Consider the following 14,733-nt stretch of genomic DNA (forward strand, 5'->3'; position numbering starts at 1 on the left):
AAAGCCAGATAGGACAAATTTATAAGGGAGAGCACATTGGCGTTAACCGCGGGCCGGTGTGCTCATTTGATATAGATGACAGCAGTCTTGATGACTCAGGTGAAGTAATAGCTTTGATATCAATGCTTGTACATTACAAAAGATTACAGGGCAAACCGTTAAAGTCTTTATTTGTTAATGGCTGATGCCACCAGGCATGATAAAAGCAGGAAAAGCTTAAGGCTGCGCCGGATGACTCTGCCTGCTGTTGTGTATGTTTGAAGCTTGAAACAGGGTCAGTAGCTGCTGACACCGATATTTTCTTTATTGATGATGTCCAGCGCCATCAAAGCCAGCGGCTCAACAAAAGCGCCGGCCTTGGCGGCGTCCTTGCTTGAGGCATTCCCCTGGCTTGCGCGTTTGGCGATCCCCTGGGCGATGGCTGCCAGACGGAAGAAACTAAAGGCCAGATAAAAGCTCCAGTTGTCTATTTGTCCCAGGTTCATGCGCCGGCAGTAGGACTCGACATAGGCTTGTTCGCTGGGAATTCCCAGGCTGGCCCGGTTGATTCCCTGTAAGCCATCAATTGTGCCCATCCCCTGAGGCATGCGCAGCTGCATGCACTGGTAGGCCAGATCGGCAAACGGGTGGCCTAAGGTTGACAGCTCCCAGTCGAGCACCGCGATAATTTCTGGTTTTTGCTGGTGAAACATCATATTGTCCAGGCGAAAATCTCCGTGTACCAAACAGATACGGCCATCGTCTGCGGGCAGGTTATCCTCCAGCCAAAGATTTAATTCATCCATGGCGGTATTTTTTTGCAGTTCAGATGCGCGGTATTGGCTGCTCCAGCGTGTAAACTGGCGCTGGAAATAATTGCCGGGTTTGGCATAATCGCTTAAACCGCAGGTCTGAATATCCAGTTGATGTAAATCCACCAACACCCGGTTCATGGCATCATACATCTTAGTCCTGACGGTGTTGCTGTCGATTTTCTTTAAGGCTGCATCCCAATAGACCTGGCCGTCGCAAAATTCCATTAAATAGAACATGGCGCCGATAAGGGTTTTGTCTTCACATAAGTGAAAAACCTCGGGTACAGGTACCCGGCTGTTTTTAAGGGCGTTTAATACCCGGTATTCACGGTCAACCGCATGGGCCGATTTCAGTAATTTACCTTTGGGCTGGCTGCGCAGGACATAACAGCCGGACTTGGCGGTCACCTTATAGGTGGGATTGGACTGGCCGCCGGTGAATTTTTCCAGTTGTATCGGGCCCTGAAAACCGGTGACGTGGGCGGTTAAATATTCGGTTAATTTTTCCAGCTCCATGGGACTTATTTGCGACATTTGATGATTTCCTTGTGATGATTCGCTGACCGGGTAGTTAATTTATCTGCTGACAATATTAAATGACAAATTATTTCCCTGCCCGGGGCTATTTGGCGTTATGTTTAATGCATTATTCGGCATAGCGTTTTATTAACTCTCTACCAAGCTGCATCATATGTACCTGATCCGGACCATCGGCTAAACGTAAGCTGCGTTGTCCGGCGTACATATGGGCCAGGAAAGTATCCTGACTGACCCCGGCGGCGCCATGGCATTGAATGGCGCGATCTAATACCTCAAGCGCCATATTGGGGGCGATGATTTTGATCATGGCAATGAGATCTTTGGCAGCCTTATTGCCTTCGAGATCCATTTTTTGCGCCGCTTTTAAGGTCAGCAACCTGGCCTGTTCTATCTGGCAGGCGGATTTGGCGATATCTTCACGTATCGATTGTTGCTTGGCTAACGGCTGGCCGAATACCTGCCTTTCATTGACCCGTTTGCACATCAGTTCCAGGGCGCGCTGGGCGGCGCCGACTGAGCGCATGCAGTGGTGGATCCTGCCCGGCCCCAGGCGGCCCTGGGCAATTTCGAACCCTTTGCCTTCTCCTAAAATGAGATTTTCTGCCGGTACCCGGACATTGTCAAAAATAATTTCGGCATGGCCTTCGGGGGCATCCTGGTAACCAAAGACCTGCATCGGGCGGACAATATGAACCCCTGGGCTATCTTTGGGCACCAGTATTTGTGATTGCTGGAGATAGCGGTTGGGGTTGGCTGCATCTGTTTTGCCCATGACAATGAGCAGCTGGCATTGCTGCCGGCAGGCGCCGCTGATATAGAACTTTTTGCCGTTAATGACGTATTCATCGTCATCGCGTATGATGCTGGTGGCGATATTGGTGGCGTCGCTGGAGGCAACATCCGGCTCGGTCATGGCAAATGCCGAGCGGATTTCTCCCGCCAGCAAAGGTTGTAACCAGCGCTGTTTTTGTGCCTGGCTGCCGTATTTCGCCAGCACTTCCATATTGCCGGTATCGGGGGCGGCGCAGTTAAATACTTCCGGCGCCCACATCACTTGTCCCATGATTTCAGCGAGCGGCGCATATTCGAGGTTGCTAAGGCCGCCGCTGTATTGGCCATAACTGAGCGGCAGAAATAAATTCCATAAGCCCTGGGCCTTGGCCCTGGCTTTTAACGTTTCCATTAACTGTGGTGTCGACCAGGGGTTTTCAGCTATCTGGCGGTGCATTTCCTGCTCTGCCGGGAAGATATATTCCTGCATAAAGGCCGTTAATTTTGCCCTGAGGCCGTTGACCTTGTCACTGTATTCAAAATTCATAACTTTTTCCTGTATTAGCCTCATTTAGCGGCTGTCTTCTTTAACGCTTTTACCCGATGAGGTAGCCGCCGTCGACATTGATGCAGGTGCCTGTGGTGTAACTGGCGGCATCGGAAACCAAATAAAGCACGGTACCCGCCATTTCCTGCGGCTGGGCGACCCGTTTCATCGGCACATGGGCCATGGCCTGCTTTAAGATTGCCGGGTTATTGATCAAGGTGGCGGCAAATTTGGTATCGGTAGCACCGGGCAACAGGGCATTGACGCGTATGTTAAATTGCGCACACTCTTTGGCAAAAGCCTGGGTCATGGAGATCACCGCGGCTTTGGTGATGGAATAAACTCCCTGCATTTCCCCGGGAATGACGCCGTTGACGGAAGCGACATTGACGATGGCGCCGCCTTTTTCTTTCATCAGTTTCGCCCCGGCGCTGGACATAAAGAAGTAACCGCGGATATTGACATCCACGGTTTTTTGAAAACTGCTTAAGTCGGTTTCCAGGATATGACCGAAGTAGGGATTGGCGGCGGCATTGTTGACTAAGATATCCAGGGTGCCGTGTTGCTCGTTGATTTGCGCAAAGATCTCCTCTATCTGCGCCATATCGCCGATATGGCAGGCAATGGCCTGGGCACTGCCGCCTTCACTGATAATGTCGTCAACCACCCGCTGGCAGCCTTCAAGTTTACGGCTGGAGACGATGACATGGGCTCCGGACTGAGCCAGTAATTTTGCTATATATTCGCCGATCCCCCGGCTGGCCCCTGTGACTAAGGCGATTTTTCCGGTTAAATCAAATAGGGTGTTGCTGGTCATAATTTGCTCCGTTTTATTGTCTTTGCTTGTCTTTGCTTGTCTTTGCTTGTCTTTGCTTGTCTTTGCTTGTCTTTGCTTGTACTTGCTTGTACTTGCTTTGTGTATGCTGCTGTGTCCGCCTATCAGCTCAGGGTGATCCAGTCCTTGCCGGCAACTTCCAGGTGGCGGTAGTTATTGACATAGTCGATATTTAAACGCCCCTGTGAAAACAGCAGTTTGGTTACTCCGGTATTGGTCAGCTGCTGGCTGATGGTAAGTGCCTGCTGATCCCCCAGCCCCAGGATATGTCCGATGATCACCGAAATCGGGCCGCCGGAGGTGAATACCAGGATATTTTTTGATTCAGTCTCCGCGGCTTTTGCCTCTGAACGCTCTGCTGCCAGAGAGGAACTCTCCCGAGCGATCACCTGTTGCAGGGCATCAAGGCAGGCTTGCTTAAATTGCGGCCAGGTTTGCCGGTAATCATCATAAGCGCCACTCATCCAGCGCTGCATCGCCTGGGTAAAGGCTTGCCGTAAAAAAGCGTGCGGATTTGCATGCCCGGCAACATCGGCGTTCATCAATTGATAATCTTGCCACCCGGGGTTATAACGGGCCAAGACTTCCTGGTGATCAAATTCATTAAACCCCGGAAGTTTCAATAGCGGCAGCTCCTTGCCCCGGTAGGCAGATAAAAAAGCATCGGCGCTTTGTCCGTGGCGTAATAGCTGGCCGCAATAACACTTGTCCGGCGCCGCTAATGCCCGCCAGTGCTCTCCCAGCAGTTGTGCCTGCTGGTATCCTTTATCGGATAATTGATCATAATCGGCTTGTCCTAATGAAGCCTGACCATGACGGATCAAATATAATGCGGCCATAGGGTATCCTTGTTCCTTTATTTTCACCTGCCGCGAAAGCAGGAAATTTCTGTCTGGGCTGATGTCTTTTGAGTGCTTAGCCGGGCGGTGTTGCCGCCGTTTTACTATTAGCCGGCCTTGGCGCTGTAAACAGCTTGGCGATTTTCTTTTTCATCAGCGCATCAAAAGCAAAAGGCAGGTAACGTTTAAGCAGCCATAATCTGCGTTCGGCTTTATGGGGTAACACCCAAAAGCTGCCGGTTTCAACGGCGGTGAAAATATCATCGGCAATATCTTCAGCGCTGATGGCTGAGCGGGCCATCAAGCGGCTAAGGCGCTGTGACAAGCCGTCTATGGTGGACTTCATGGATTCGGCTAAGTTGGTCTTAAAAAAAGCAGGGCAGGTGACACTGATGCCGATATTAAAGGGGGATAATTCATGTTTCAGGGTTTCAGATAACGCAATAACACCGGCTTTAGAGACGTTATAACTGCTCATTTGCGGCGCATTCATTAACCCGGCGGCGGAGGCGATATTGACAAAATAGCCAAAGCCTTGTTGTTTAAATAATGGCGTAAAGGTTTGGCAGCCGCGTACCACCCCAAGCAGGTTGACATCTAAGACCTGCTGCCAGTCGTCGAGACCGACCTGGTCAATCGGGCCTGCGGTACCGGCGATCCCGGCATTGTTTACCACCAGGTCCAGGCCCTGCCAGCGGCTGATGATTTGCTCTTTAACCTGAGTTAAGTCTTCAAGGCGGGTGATATCACAAGGAACAAAAAAGGCCTCCGCTCCTGATGCCGTTAACTCTGCTATTGTCGCCAGGCCCCGTTTTTCGTTGACATCGCCAATGCAAACCCGGTAACCGGCACCGGCATATTTACAGGCTATTGCCTTGCCCAAGCCGCTGGCGCCTCCGGTGATAAAGACCCTTTTCCCTGACATAAGATCTGTGCTCCTAAAATAAAGTATCATCATCTCTTTAGCCGATGATTTACTTAGTGCTAAAGCCTGAGTTTTGCTTGTTGACTTATGCTATGCCCGTCATCACAATTAAACAAATGAATATTCTTTATAGCTAACTATTCAAATTGCGAATAGTTGTTTGGGCTTTCATTTATGAAGGGCTTTAAGCAGCGAATGGCATTTTAGTGTTGGCGCTTGGCTACTGGCAGAGGAAACAGGGAAAACATGGATTTAAATTTATTTACGGTTTTTGATGCCATTTATGCCCAGGGCAATATTACCAAGGCTGCCAAGGCATTGAACCTGTCACAACCGGCGGTGAGTCACGCCCTGGCGAAATTACGGGCACATTTTGACGACCCCCTGTTTATCCGGCAGGGGAACCAGATGCGGCCAACGGCGGTGGCTAAAAATGTGATTATTGAGATCAGGCAGGCCCTGCATCAACTTCAGGTAAGCCTGTTGCAGTCGAGACAATTTGATCCCCAAACCAGCCAAAAGCACTGTAATCTTGCCCTGCATGCCTCATTGGAGGCCTTGTATTTGCCTTCCCTGATGTCGGGGCTGAGCAGGCAAGCGCCGAAAATAAACCTGACCAGTACCCGGGTGATGCGCAGGGAAATGGAGCATCAACTTGCCAGTGGCGATATCGACCTGGCAATCGATGTACTGCTGCCGGTTGGCGATAATATCCGGCACCGGCAAATTCAATATGATCAACTTATGGTGGTGGCCAGTGAGCATCATAGTGCCCTGACACAAGATAAGGAGCTGGATTTAGCCACCTATCTTAACCATAGCCATGTCCTGGTCTCATCCAGGGCTTCGGGCCCCGGGATTGAAGATTTTGAATTGGGGCGATTAGGCTTGCAGCGCAGGGTAGGGCTGAGGTGCCAGCAATTATTTTCTGCCTGCCAGGTGGTGGCATCAAGTGAGATGTTATTAACCTTGCCTGAAACGGCGGCGATGATTTTCTCCCGGATGTTAGGCGTTAAGGTATATCCTTTACCGGTTGAATTGCCCGGGATAGATGTACATTTGTACTGGCATGTAAATGTTGATAAAGATCCCGCCAATCTGTGGTTAAGGGAGCAGCTGTTCATCGCGGCATCTGGAGGTGGCGTATAAATTAAGGTTTGCCCAAGTGTCAGGCGTAAAAGCTGCTTGGCTGTTGTCGTGATAAATTTGTTATAAATTTGTGAGTTTTTAACGGGATTTTAGTCATTAAGGGCTGTTAAACTGTTAGCTGTTTTTTACAAGGAAGCTAACAAGGAAGCTAACGATATGAAATCTTTTCTTTTTTTATCTCTACTTTTACCCGCCAGTGGTTTTACTTTATCTTCTTGGGCACAAGAGCCTATCCAGGTCATAGAGCCGGTAAGCATCAAAAATGCCGCTAAAGTTGAGCTGGGAAAAAAGTTATTTTTTGAACCCCGATTATCAAAGTCAGGGATCATCAGCTGTAATTCCTGTCATAACCTTGCCAGCAGCGGCACAGACAATCTGCCGACATCCATTGGTCATGGCTGGGCCGAAGGACCCATAAACTCGCCGACCGTATTTAATGCCGGTTATAACCTGGCGCAATTCTGGGACGGCCGGGCAGCTGATTTAAAAGAGCAGGCGGCAGGCCCGATAGTGGCTGAGAAAGAAATGGCGTCGAGCCATGATATTGTGGTGAAAACCCTGGCGGGTATTCCCCAGTACCGGGCGGAGTTCATGGCGGTATATGGTGCGGGCAATATCAATATTGATAAAGTGACCGATGCTATCGCCGCTTTTGAAGACACCTTAGTGACCCCTAATTCAGACTTCGATCTCTGGTTAAAGGGAGACGGAGAAGCCTTATCGGCACAGCAAATACGCGGCTATCAAACCTTTAAAGAGATCGGTTGTATTGCCTGCCATAACGGACCGGCTGTCGGCGGCAACAGTTACCAGAAAATGGGGGTTGTTAAACCATACCTGACCAGCAATAGCTCGCTCGGGCGTTATCAAGTGACCTCCAGGGCGGCGGATAAACATGTCTTTAAAGTGCCGACCTTAAGGAATATCGAACTGACCGCGCCCTATTTTCATGACGGGGCGGTATGGGAGCTTAGCGAAGCGGTGAATGTGATGGCCAGCATACAGCTTGGGAAAACCTTAACGGCGCGGCAGACTTCGGATATTGTTGCCTTTTTAAAGAGCCTGACCGGAGAGCGTCCGCAAATTGTGTTACCCCTGTTGCCGCCTTCCCCGGATATGATGTTTAAAGGCGCGGATGAGGTCCGGTTGGCCGACGAATAATATTAAGGCTGGCACTGCGTAAAAGGCATAATAGGGCTAAAATTAAAGGTGCCATTGCTCAGAGAAGGTAAGCGTTATGTACAAAGGTCGTTATGAAGTTCGCGATAATATGGAATTCAAGGACGACAATCTCTACATGAAAGTTGGTGATAAGTTTGATCTCACCGACAACCTCAAGGATGACAGGGTTGAAATCATTGTTGATGGGAAAACCTACTATGTAGATCAGGATGTGGTCTCAACTTGTTCAAGGGCACTCAGGTATTAAATATTTCCCCTTGTTGTTATTGATTCGGAAGCCGGTATTTACCGGCTTCCTTTATGAAGCTTTAATGTTAAGTGAGTAAAGCGAGTCTTTTTGCTCATACCCCCTACCAATAGTTCATTGTTTTATTCCGGCTTTGGCAGATTGCTTTTATTTTACCTTTGAATATTTTATGATATAAAAATGACAGCGCTGTCTTTCTGGGTGTGAAAAGCAAATGCACAGATACCGGGGAGGGCGTAAGCCATATTGGCAAGACTCAGGTAATCGGGAAAGGGAAGATGACTTACCAGGTAAAAAGTGATGCGGCAGGAAAAACTTCCCGGATATTATCCGTCGATGCCCTGCGGGGTTTTGACATGTTCTGGATTTTGGGGGCGGAGGGGCTGTTTTCCGCCCTGTATCTGCTCACCGGCATGGCGGTATTTAATGAGCTGGCCAAGCAAATGTTACATAGTCCCTGGCATGGAGTAACCGCCTATGACGTTATTTTTCCGCTGTTTATTTTTTTATCCGGGGTGAGTATCGGCCTGGCGGCAAAACCGCTGGCGGATTATCCGGTGCAGCAAAGGCGGGAAAAAGTTACTCATGCCTTCAGACGTCTGCTTTTATTATTGTTTTTAGGTGTGGTATACAACCATGGCTGGAGCAGCGGTATTCCGGTAACCTTGGATGAGATACGTTTTGCCAGCGTGCTTGGCCGCATCGGCATTGCCTGGTTTGTTGCGCTCATGCTGGTGTGGTTTCTCAGTCATCGGGGACAATACCTGGTGGCGGTTATCCTCTTGCTCGGCTACTGGTTATTATTAAGCCTGGTGAGCATCGGCGGTTTTGGCGCCGGGGATTATAGCCAAACGGGGGCGCTAAATGTCTGGTTTGATCAAAATCTTCTACCGGGCACTACCTATCAAGGTCTGGCGGTAGATCCCGAAGGCATTTTATCCAATATCACCTCTGTGGTGAATGCTCTGATCGGTGTCTTTGCCGGACGGCATATCAAAACCCGGCGGGGGCAAGCGAAAAAACTGTTAACACATCTGGCCCTGGCGGCAATTTTATTGTTGATCCTTGGTTATAGTTGGGATCTGGTTTTCCCGGTGAATAAAACCTTATGGACCAGCTCATTTGTGCTGGTGACTTCTGGCTTTAGCCTGTTATTGCTTTGTCTGTTTTATGGGGTGATAGATGTGCTGAACATACAGAAATGGGGGAGCTTTTTTGCGGTCATCGGCGCCAATGCCTTATTGGTTTATTTAGCCACCAGCCTGGTTAACTGGCATTACAGTGTGCAAAGCCTGTTTGGTGGTATCGTCAAAGCCGCGCCATTAAGCTGGCACATGTTGCTGCAGGTTGTTTTTATGCTGTTGCTGCAGTGGTTGCTGTTGCTGTTTTTATACCGGCGGAAAATTTTTGTTAAAGTCTAAGTTTGGCGAAGGGCTTTAAAGGGACACAGTAAATATGTCCCTAAGGGGCGCTATATCAGCCCCGGCTGAAGTATGCTCCTGTTATAACGATAACAATGCTGATAAGGATACCGAAGCAGATGATTATTCCGTCATCTGCTCTGGCTTTTTCTTCTTTAGGGTAATGGCCTAAGGTAAATATGAGTAAGCTGATCTTGCCTATCCAGTAAAAAACAAATTCGAGCAGGGCTTCGACGATAAACCATCTGATCAGGAAAAATATTGCCCTGACTATTCCCGATAAAAAACTGCCGGTGATTTCTTCCATATACTTTTCCTTACGACTCTTGGTTTTCTTGCTTGTTCCCGGACTCTTGCTGTTCCAGCACAGTGATCACTTTCTGGGTTAATTTTACCCGGCCGCTTTTTACCAGGGCATCACGCAATACGAATTCTATCTGGGCATTAAGGCTGCGCAGATCATCGTCTGCCCAGCGTTGCATTGCCGCCAGTACTTCCGGATTGATCCTAAGCGGATAGGATTTTTTTGCTGCCATCAGTTTTTACCCTAGGTTTTGCACCGTTACTTTTTACTATGCTCTTTGCCATCACCTTTTACCTTTATTCTTCACTATTAGTAAAGGGTACCGGCATTAATCACAGGTTGGGCATTTTTATCCCCGCACAGTACAACCAATAAATTGCTGACCATAGTAGCTTTTCTTTCTTCGTCTAATTCCACCACGCCATTTTCGGTGAGCTTGTCCAGCGCCATTTCCACCATGCCGACGGCGCCATCGACTATTTTACTGCGTGCGGCAATGATGGCTGCTGCTTGCTGGCGCTGCAGCATAGCATTGGCAATTTCCGGGGCATACGCCAGGTGGCTGATCCTGGCTTCATGTACCTGTATGCCGGCCTTTTTTAGCCGCTCCTGTATTTCTTCCCGCAACGAAGCCGAGATTTGCTGGCCATGGCTGCGCAGGGCTACTTCATCTTTTTGATATTGATCATAGGGGTAGCAGGTCGCCAGGGTTCTCAGTGCCGCTTCACTTTGGATGGTGACAAAACTTTCATAATCGTCTACTTCAAATAAGGCTTCTGCGGTGTCTTCTACCGACCATACTACCACAGTGGCAATTTCTATGGGGTTACCGGCCTTGTCGTTAACCTTAAGGCGGCTGCTTTCAAAATTACGTACCCGCAATGAGATGCTCTTACGCAGGTAAAAAGGGATGGTCCAGCGCAGTCCCGGCGTCTTGTCTGTACCTGCATAGGCGCCAAAAAGGGTCATGACTTTACCCTGATTGGGTTGCACCATATAAAAGCCAATAAAGCACAACGCCAGGATAAGTGCGCCGATAAGGGTGATGCCAAAGAACAGGCCCTTGGCCTGGGTGAGCAAGGCAAAATCAAAAGCCGTCAGTGCCAGTAACACCACTAGCATAAGGTAGCCATTTTTAGAAAAACTGGTTTTATCCTGGATCATATTATTTACTCCCGTTTATTCACTCTTATACAAGGATGATATCAATTTGATATCATTATGGCGCTTTTTAATATGAGGTCAAGGATAAATTAACGGCTAGTGAAGTCATTACAAAATCAGACATAACCGGACAGAGCTGTCGGGGACAATTAAAAAATAGCTTTTAAAGCATAACGAAGAAAACCCCGTGGAGCCGGTTTTTGGTCTGTTATTGTCAGATATGATCAGGAAAAATCGCTGTAAGCCAGTGTATTTAACGAATTATTAAGAATTTATCGTTTAAAATTAATACATTTAGCCAGCGCTAACTATAATATTGTCAATGCCGGTTATTTGGCATCTAACCCTGGTCTGCTTGTGGTGACTATTTTAATTCGTTAACAAGAAGAATCTGGCTTATGGACGTGCTGATCGTTGATGATGACTCCTTTGACCGTCAACATATTAAAAGAATATTAAATCGTGGCACCGCTTGCGTTATCGATGAAGCAGAAACCGTCGATGAGGGCTTGGTAAAGATCAGGAAGAAGTTTTATGATGTCATCTTACTCGATCACACTTTCCCTCAACGCAACGGCATTGAATTACTCCTTGAATTAAAAGGCGAATCATTTTTAAACCCTATTGCCATCGTGATGATGAGTAACTCGGAAGATGAGTTGCTGGCGCTCAATTGTATCAAGGCCGGGGCGCAGGACTTTATCAGTAAAACCGAGATCACCCCTTTTCGCCTGCACCGGGCGATCATTAATGCCCAAACCCGCTTTACCCTGGAACAGCAACTTTATCAGAGCTACCAGGACGCCAAGAAATTATCCGAACACGATAGTTTAACCGGCCTGGCGAACCGTGTTCGCTTTGATGAGTCGTTAAAAGTAGACCTTAAGGCCTGTCGCAGGCGAAAAAGCCTGTTGGCGCTGATTTTAATCGATTTGGACCATTTTAAATTTATCAATGATCAATATGGCCATGATACCGGCGATCAGTTGCTGATCAAGGTGGTTAACCGCATTCATACCTGTCTCAGGGGCAATGAGTTATTTTCCCGTCTCGGCGGCGATGAGTTTGCTATTACTTTGCCCAATATGACTAATGTCACTGAAGCCAGCCTGGTGGCGAAGCGTATCCTTAAAGTGCTGGTGAAGCCTTTTACTATCGACAATGAAACCATTAAAACCGGTGCCAGTATCGGCATTTCCATTTACCCCAGTAACGGCAACAGCGCCAAAGAGCTGTTTAAAAATGCCGATATTGCCATGTACCGGGCCAAAGGGCTGGGACGTAACCAGTTATCATTTTTTGAAAAAGAAATGCAGCGGCAGTTTTTGTTTAATTATGAAATAGAGCAAAAGCTGGCGGTAGCCTTGGAAAAAAATGAGTTTACCCTGTTATACCAACCCATCATCAATCCTGAATCAACGACCATGACAGGGGTGGAGTCTTTGATCCGCTGGGAAAGCGGCAGTGAAATCCTGTCGCCGGAGCAGTTTATTCCGGTGGCGGAGAAATCCCGCTTGATTAACGGCATAGGTCGCTGGGTAATAGCAAAAGCAATTAAACAGTTAGGTGATTGGGATGAAACCAGTGAGCAACCTATTTCTATGTCGATAAACTTATCCCCGGTACAGTTATCGGACTCAAAACTGCTGCAATGTATTGAAGATAATTTAGCCCTGTATGATATTTTACCCGAGCGTATCGAATTTGAGTTGACGGAAACCGCCTTGCTGGCGGATGTGGCCCAGTCGAGCATGATAATCCAGGCTATTAGCGATCTCGGTTGCCGTATTGCCCTTGACGATTTCGGTACCGGTTTTTCTTCCCTTTCCCATTTAATGAAATACCCCATAGATACGGTAAAAATTGATAAATCCCTGTTATTAAATGAAACCGGCACGTCACCGAATAAACGCCTGCTGAACGGTTTAGTCTTTATGATCCGTTCATTAGGGCTGCAAACGGTACTTGAAGGGGTTGAAATGAAAAAGCATCTGGAATTAAGCCGGGAATTGGCCGTCAACCGGATCCAGGGCTATTATTTTGAGCGGCCGATCTCAGCCGGTGAGTTTAGTCAAAAATATCTGAGTGCCAGCGATGTGACGCTAATGTAAAGCAAATTTAAGGTGAATCGTCAGATAGCAGCCGGACAAGGAAAATACCTTAGCCAGAGATAAGAGCAGGGAAAGCGTATGGATAAAGCTTTGCAAGAGGTACAGTATGCTGATCATAACATCGGGTGCCAAAAGCGGCCTGACGCAATCGAACAAAGAAAAAAGTTGGAACATGCCGGAAATTTACATTGGGTACATTACCTGGTTGTGGCACTGTCAATTTTGTTGACCTTGGGGGCCTGGTACTTTTCAAAACAGCAGATATTGCAAAAAGTTGAGCAGCAATTTGAACGGGAGGCGGAGCAAACCATAGAATTGATTAAAGAGCGGATGGAGCTTTATGAAAATGCGCTCTGGGGAGGCGTATCCCTGATAGATTCTAACGGCAGCGACATTTCTTACCAGCAATGGGCAGCATATGCCAACAGCCTGCATATAGAGAAAACTTATCCGGGCATTAATGGTATAGGGGTTATTTTTAATATTCAGCCCCAGCAATTATCGTCCTATTTGCAAAAAATACGGCAAAATCGTCCCAATTATCAGATTTTCCCCAGGCATAATAAGCAAGAGTTTTGGCCGATCACTTATATTGAACCCGAGCAGCCGAACCGTAAAGCGGTGGGCCTGGACATGGCGTTTGAAAGAAACCGTTATGCCTCGATTATTAAAGCACGAGACAGCGGAAAAGCACAATTGACCGGGCCTATAACCCTGGTACAGGATGCAAAACAAACCCCCGGTTTTCTTTTTTATACTCCTTTTTATCTTGACGGCAGAAAGCCGGTCACCGTCAGTGAGCGACAACACTATATCAAAGGCATGACCTATGCTCCTTTTATCATGAACAAACTGATGCAGGGCACGCTGGCGGAGCATAAACGCCATGTGGCGGTGCGTATTTCAGATAACAGCGAAGAACTTTATTATGACAGTCAAACCGATCCTGAGCCGATGTTTAAGAAAAAAGTCACTGTGCCTATGTACGGGCGGCAGTGGCATTTTGATATCCGCTCCAATTTAGGTTTTCGCCAGGCGGTAGATAACAGCCAACCCAACTTTATTTTAGTCGGAGGCATTATCATAGATAGCTTGTTACTGGGCTTGTTTATTTTCTTATCCCGGGCGAACCGTACGGCGTTATTTTATGCGGACCAGATGACCGCTGAGCTGGAAAGCAAAACCCGTAACCTGGAAAAGTCCAACCGGGATCTGGAAGAGTTTTCCTATGTTGCCTCCCACGACCTTAAATCCCCGTTAAATGCCATTAAGCAGCTGGTGGGCTGGCTTGAAGAAGACTGTAGTGAATTTATCCCCGACAGCTCCAAGGGGCACCTGCAGTTACTCAAGCAACGCAGCGAGCGCATGATGACCTTATTAAATGATCTGCTGGCCTATGCCCGTATCGGCAGCTTAGTTTATGATGATGAAGAGGTCGATCTTAAGGAGATGGCGGCTGATATTTTTGCTTTTCTTGATGCCCCTGAAGGATTTTCCTGCTCGGCTCCCGAGGTTAAGCTTAAGATTGCCCGTATTCCGTTTGATTTTGTGATGAGAAACCTGATTTCCAATGCCATTAAACATCATGACAAAAGTACCGGCAATATTACCATCAGCTACCAGCAAAAAAATGGCTTTCACCAGATCCGGGTACAGGATGACGGCCCGGGTATTCCGCCGCAATTGCATAAAAAAGCGATGGAAATGTTTCAGACCCTCAGACCTCGGGATCAGGTGGAAGGCAGCGGTATGGGGCTGGCCATGGTCAATAAATTTACCGAGCACCAGGGGGGGAAGTTAACCATAGATTCAGACGGCAGCCGGGGCACCGGGATTATTGTGTTGTGGCCAATAGATCAGGCTGATACCTGATTTTGTTTTGAACAGGATAGTAAAGGCCGGGC

14 protein-coding genes are annotated in these 14,733 nt (G+C 47.9%); 6 read left to right on the top strand and 8 right to left on the bottom strand.

The features are described 5' to 3' along the window. Window positions 1-275: 275 nt before the first annotated feature. The 5 genes from QL234_RS06500 to QL234_RS06520 all read right to left on the bottom strand — a co-directional run bounded on the left by QL234_RS06500 (window position 276) and on the right by QL234_RS06520 (window position 5,251). Window positions 276-1,328, bottom strand: a complete 1,053-nt coding sequence (locus QL234_RS06500) for a phosphotransferase family protein (protein WP_281557033.1) — start codon at window positions 1,326-1,328, stop codon at window positions 276-278. A gap of 112 nt (window positions 1,329-1,440) precedes the next feature. Further along, the gene (locus QL234_RS06505) at window positions 1,441-2,652 is read right to left on the bottom strand and encodes an acyl-CoA dehydrogenase family protein (RefSeq protein WP_281557034.1); all 1,212 of its coding nucleotides are present in this window, start codon (window positions 2,650-2,652) and stop codon (window positions 1,441-1,443) included. A gap of 49 nt (window positions 2,653-2,701) precedes the next feature. Then, window positions 2,702-3,469: an SDR family oxidoreductase gene (locus QL234_RS06510; RefSeq protein ID WP_281557035.1), complete on the bottom strand. Its 768-nt coding sequence runs from the start codon at window positions 3,467-3,469 to the stop codon at window positions 2,702-2,704. A gap of 122 nt (window positions 3,470-3,591) precedes the next feature. Further along, entirely contained in the window at window positions 3,592-4,326 is a 735-nt protein-coding gene (locus tag QL234_RS06515; protein WP_281557036.1) for a histidine phosphatase family protein, read from the bottom strand. Between the two features lie 76 nt (window positions 4,327-4,402). Further along, window positions 4,403-5,251, bottom strand: coding sequence for an SDR family oxidoreductase (locus tag QL234_RS06520; protein ID WP_281557037.1), 849 nt, complete (start codon window positions 5,249-5,251; stop codon window positions 4,403-4,405). 246 nt (window positions 5,252-5,497) lie between these two features. Here QL234_RS06520 and QL234_RS06525 point away from each other — a divergent pair, with 246 nt between their 5' ends. The 4 genes from QL234_RS06525 (at window position 5,498) to QL234_RS06540 (ending at window position 9,250) form a co-directional block, all read left to right on the top strand. Then, complete coding sequence (locus tag QL234_RS06525; RefSeq protein WP_281557038.1) at window positions 5,498-6,400, top strand: LysR family transcriptional regulator; 903 nt, start codon at window positions 5,498-5,500, stop codon at window positions 6,398-6,400. A gap of 156 nt (window positions 6,401-6,556) precedes the next feature. Further along, window positions 6,557-7,561: a cytochrome-c peroxidase gene (locus QL234_RS06530; RefSeq protein ID WP_281557039.1), complete on the top strand. Its 1,005-nt coding sequence runs from the start codon at window positions 6,557-6,559 to the stop codon at window positions 7,559-7,561. A gap of 136 nt (window positions 7,562-7,697) precedes the next feature. After that, complete coding sequence (locus tag QL234_RS06535) at window positions 7,698-7,829, top strand: hypothetical protein (RefSeq protein WP_281557040.1); 132 nt, start codon at window positions 7,698-7,700, stop codon at window positions 7,827-7,829. A gap of 278 nt (window positions 7,830-8,107) precedes the next feature. Continuing rightward, window positions 8,108-9,250, top strand: a complete 1,143-nt coding sequence (locus tag QL234_RS06540) for a DUF5009 domain-containing protein (protein WP_281557041.1) — start codon at window positions 8,108-8,110, stop codon at window positions 9,248-9,250. A gap of 55 nt (window positions 9,251-9,305) precedes the next feature. On the opposite strand, the gene QL234_RS06545 is transcribed toward QL234_RS06540, so the two are convergent. From QL234_RS06545 to QL234_RS06555, 3 genes are all read right to left on the bottom strand, one after another. Next, the gene (locus tag QL234_RS06545; RefSeq protein ID WP_281557042.1) at window positions 9,306-9,557 is read right to left on the bottom strand and encodes a hypothetical protein; all 252 of its coding nucleotides are present in this window, start codon (window positions 9,555-9,557) and stop codon (window positions 9,306-9,308) included. 10 nt (window positions 9,558-9,567) lie between these two features. Beyond that, entirely contained in the window at window positions 9,568-9,786 is a 219-nt protein-coding gene (locus QL234_RS06550; protein WP_281557043.1) for a hypothetical protein, read from the bottom strand. 77 nt (window positions 9,787-9,863) lie between these two features. Continuing rightward, window positions 9,864-10,715: an SPFH domain-containing protein gene (locus QL234_RS06555; RefSeq protein WP_348650707.1), complete on the bottom strand. Its 852-nt coding sequence runs from the start codon at window positions 10,713-10,715 to the stop codon at window positions 9,864-9,866. Between the two features lie 401 nt (window positions 10,716-11,116). Here QL234_RS06555 and QL234_RS06560 point away from each other — a divergent pair, with 401 nt between their 5' ends. Both QL234_RS06560 and QL234_RS06565 read left to right on the top strand, forming a co-directional pair. Next, entirely contained in the window at window positions 11,117-12,829 is a 1,713-nt protein-coding gene (locus QL234_RS06560; protein WP_281557045.1) for a GGDEF domain-containing response regulator, read from the top strand. Between the two features lie 78 nt (window positions 12,830-12,907). After that, the gene (locus tag QL234_RS06565; protein WP_281557046.1) at window positions 12,908-14,701 is read left to right on the top strand and encodes a CHASE domain-containing protein; all 1,794 of its coding nucleotides are present in this window, start codon (window positions 12,908-12,910) and stop codon (window positions 14,699-14,701) included. The last annotated feature ends 32 nt before the right edge of the window (window positions 14,702-14,733 follow it).

This window comes from Thalassomonas sp. RHCl1 (genome assembly GCF_947387555.1).
GTDB lineage: Bacteria > Pseudomonadota > Gammaproteobacteria > Enterobacterales > Alteromonadaceae > Thalassomonas.

Bases quoted from the DNA above. Each gene is read 5' to 3' on its own strand.
- QL234_RS06500 (WP_281557033.1), bottom strand. From the start codon at position 1,328: ATGTCGCAAATAAGTCCCATGGAGCTGGAAAAATTAACCGAATATTTA.
- QL234_RS06550 (WP_281557043.1), bottom strand. From the start codon at position 9,786: ATGGCAGCAAAAAAATCCTATCCGCTTAGGATCAATCCGGAAGTACTG.
- QL234_RS06540 (WP_281557041.1), top strand. From the start codon at position 8,108: ATGACTTACCAGGTAAAAAGTGATGCGGCAGGAAAAACTTCCCGGATA.
- QL234_RS06565 (WP_281557046.1), top strand. From the start codon at position 12,908: ATGGATAAAGCTTTGCAAGAGGTACAGTATGCTGATCATAACATCGGG.
- QL234_RS06505 (WP_281557034.1), bottom strand. From the start codon at position 2,652: ATGAATTTTGAATACAGTGACAAGGTCAACGGCCTCAGGGCAAAATTA.
- QL234_RS06525 (WP_281557038.1), top strand. From the start codon at position 5,498: ATGGATTTAAATTTATTTACGGTTTTTGATGCCATTTATGCCCAGGGC.
- QL234_RS06510 (WP_281557035.1), bottom strand. From the start codon at position 3,469: ATGACCAGCAACACCCTATTTGATTTAACCGGAAAAATCGCCTTAGTC.
- QL234_RS06535 (WP_281557040.1), top strand. From the start codon at position 7,698: ATGAAAGTTGGTGATAAGTTTGATCTCACCGACAACCTCAAGGATGAC.
- QL234_RS06530 (WP_281557039.1), top strand. From the start codon at position 6,557: ATGAAATCTTTTCTTTTTTTATCTCTACTTTTACCCGCCAGTGGTTTT.
- QL234_RS06545 (WP_281557042.1), bottom strand. From the start codon at position 9,557: ATGGAAGAAATCACCGGCAGTTTTTTATCGGGAATAGTCAGGGCAATA.
- QL234_RS06560 (WP_281557045.1), top strand. From the start codon at position 11,117: ATGGACGTGCTGATCGTTGATGATGACTCCTTTGACCGTCAACATATT.
- QL234_RS06515 (WP_281557036.1), bottom strand. From the start codon at position 4,326: ATGGCCGCATTATATTTGATCCGTCATGGTCAGGCTTCATTAGGACAA.
- QL234_RS06520 (WP_281557037.1), bottom strand. From the start codon at position 5,251: ATGTCAGGGAAAAGGGTCTTTATCACCGGAGGCGCCAGCGGCTTGGGC.